Origin of the sequence: Asanoa sp. NPDC050611 (assembly GCF_040654855.1) — a bacterium.
Taxonomy (GTDB): Bacteria; Actinomycetota; Actinomycetes; order Mycobacteriales; family Micromonosporaceae; genus Asanoa.
The window spans coordinates 1-2331 of record NZ_JBFAIU010000603.1 but is presented as its reverse complement, the minus strand read 5'-3'; the positions used below and the strand labels follow the sequence as shown (position 1 = coordinate 2331).

At 75.9% G+C, this 2331-nt stretch carries 4 protein-coding genes; 2 read left to right on the top strand and 2 right to left on the bottom strand.

Annotated features, from left to right (window positions below; genetic code table 11):
* Window positions 1-119: 119 nt before the first annotated feature.
* Both AB0H87_RS40820 and AB0H87_RS40815 read left to right on the top strand, forming a co-directional pair.
* The gene (locus AB0H87_RS40820) at window positions 120-710 is read left to right on the top strand and encodes a LuxR C-terminal-related transcriptional regulator (RefSeq protein ID WP_360158929.1); all 591 of its coding nucleotides are present in this window, start codon (window positions 120-122) and stop codon (window positions 708-710) included.
* A gap of 13 nt (window positions 711-723) precedes the next feature.
* The gene (locus AB0H87_RS40815; protein ID WP_360158926.1) at window positions 724-1254 is read left to right on the top strand and encodes a LuxR family transcriptional regulator; all 531 of its coding nucleotides are present in this window, start codon (window positions 724-726) and stop codon (window positions 1252-1254) included.
* A 13-nt stretch (window positions 1255-1267) separates the two neighbouring features.
* On the opposite strand, the gene AB0H87_RS40810 is transcribed toward AB0H87_RS40815, so the two are convergent.
* The gene (locus tag AB0H87_RS40810) at window positions 1268-2053 is read right to left on the bottom strand and encodes a lysophospholipid acyltransferase family protein (RefSeq protein WP_360158923.1); all 786 of its coding nucleotides are present in this window, start codon (window positions 2051-2053) and stop codon (window positions 1268-1270) included.
* Window positions 2054-2079: 26 nt separating this feature from the next.
* Window positions 2080-2331, bottom strand: a 252-nt coding sequence (locus tag AB0H87_RS40805; RefSeq protein WP_360158920.1) for a hypothetical protein, incomplete at its 5' end; no start/stop codon positions are given.

Here is a 2331-nt window from a genome sequence, read left to right as displayed (position 1 = left end):
ACCCGGACGCCGACCTCGACGCGGACGACCGCAAGGTGCTTCCAGAGATCGACGACACCGACGACAAGCGATGAGCCGCCTGGCTCGACGGCCAGCCCGAGCGGGCCGCGACACCCGACGTGGGCTCCGCGCCGCCGTTGGTCGACGGGTTGCGGCGGATCACCGCGCACTGGGCGGCGTACGACGGCGGGGTTGTCGATGACCCGGACCCCGCGGAGCTCGATGCGACGGACGGCGCGTCCGCCGGGTTGCCCGCGGTCCGCGAGACGCTCGCGGCGTGGTCGGGTACGGGTGGCTTCGACCGGGCGGCGGCGGCGTGGCACGACCTTGTCGTCCGCGAGGAGGTGCGCTGCCTGCTGGCCGCCGGCCTGCACGAGACCGACCCGCAGCGCGCGGTGACGGTGCTGCTGGCCGCCGAGACCCTGGCCGAGACCGCCGGCCTCGTGGTGCTGCTGGGCCGGGTCCGGCGGGCGCTGCGCCGCCACTCGGTGCGGCGGGAGACCCGCGGCCCGCGTGCCGGCTCCGACCTGACCGACCGCGAACGCGACGTGCTGCGCCTGGTCGCCCGCGGCGAGCCCAGCCGGCGGATCGCGGGCCAGCTCGGCATCTCCGCCGAGACGGTCGAGACCCACATCCGGGCCGGCATGCGCAAGCTCGGCGCCCGCACCCGCACGGCGGCCGCGGCGATGGCGTTGGAGCAGCTGAGGTGACGGGGGTGGGGTGGTGACCGACCAGGACCAGCCGCGGTACGTGCTGCCCAGCACCGGCGACGCGACCGCCGTGCTGCGCCGCCTGGCCCGCTCCGGCTGGACGACACGCGAGGGGTTCGCGCTGACCGAGCAGGCGTGGGACCTGACCGGCAACCGCCTGCTGCTGTTCGGCCGCGTACCCGACCGCGAGACCGTCCGCCTGGTCGTCCTGGCCGCGGCCCGCGGCGCGGGCGTCGTCGCGATCACCGACACCAGCGGTGACATCGGCCGTTCGCTGCTGGCGGACCTGACCCGCCTCGGCCCGGTCCACCGCGACGCCGGCGCCGACCAGGGCCCGGCCGCGTCGACGCCTGGCGAGCTGGTCCCGGAACAGCGGGCCCTGCTGGACCGCCTCGCCAACGGCGAGACCATCGCCGCGGCGGCGGCGGCCGAGTTCCTGTCGCTGCGCACGGCCAACCGCCGCATCGCCCAGGCCCGCGAGACCCTCGGCGTCCGCACGACCCGCGAGGCGGTCCTCGCCTACCTGCGCCAACGCGCGAACTGAGCGACCCGGTCGGTCAGCGAGGGCGGCGGCGGTAGCGGCGGGACAGGTCGACCGGGCGGGTCTTGTCGACGTAGTGCGGGATGTCGGGCTCGTCCGGGCGGATCTCCGCCAGGGTGGCCGTCAGGCCCTCGATGATGCGTTCGGTGGCGCGTTGCGCCGCGCCCGGGACGCCGGGGGTCAGGTCCGACAGGTCGATCGGCGCGCCGAAGTGCACCTTGATCATCGGGCGGCGGACGATCGCGCGGGCGCCGCCGCGGACGATGCCCTTGAACGACGTCGCGTAGGGGACGACCTCGTGTGAGCCCCACTGCGCCACCGGGACCACCGGGGCGCCGCTGAGGAACGCGAGGCGGGCCGCGCCGGTGCGGCCGCGCTCGGGCCACATCGTCGGGTCCAGGCCGATGCGGCCCTCCGGGTAGACCATGAGCACGCAGCCGTCCCTGATGGCGTCCGCGGCGACGTGCAGGGCGTCGCCGACCGACGCGGTGCGCCGGTCGACCCGGATGTGCCCCGAGGAGCGCATCACCCAGCCGACGAACGGGGCCCGGAACAGGCCGCCGGTCGCCATGATCCGCGGGGCGATCCGGCGGACGCCGGTCGCGGCCGTCAGCACGATCGGGTCGAACGGGCTGATGTGGTTCGCTGCCAGGATCATCGGGCCGCGCCGCAGCGCGTCGGGCACGTCGCCGCTGACCCGCAGCCGCGCCACCAGCGGCAGCAGGATCCGCGCCAGCCTCTGCAGCCCGGTCCAGACCCGCGGAGGCTGCCACGTCGTGGCGGGCACGTTCGACACGTCCATCAACGGTGATCGTCCCACAGGGGCGATCATGAAGCGTGCAGCGTGGTCCCGTCCGGTGCCGTGAGCGTCACGGCCGCGACGTCGGCGACCGGGGCACGCAGCGGGTACGCGGTGGTGCCGGTGCCGCCGGAGACCTGGCAGACGCCGGCGTCGCGGCTGCCGCCCCGGGCGTAGGTGACGACGGTGCGGTACCCGCCGTTGACGGGCGCGTCGGCGATCGCGACGAGCATCCACGACGGCCGGCCCTCGTAGAGGAACACGGTGCCGGCGCTGCGGCC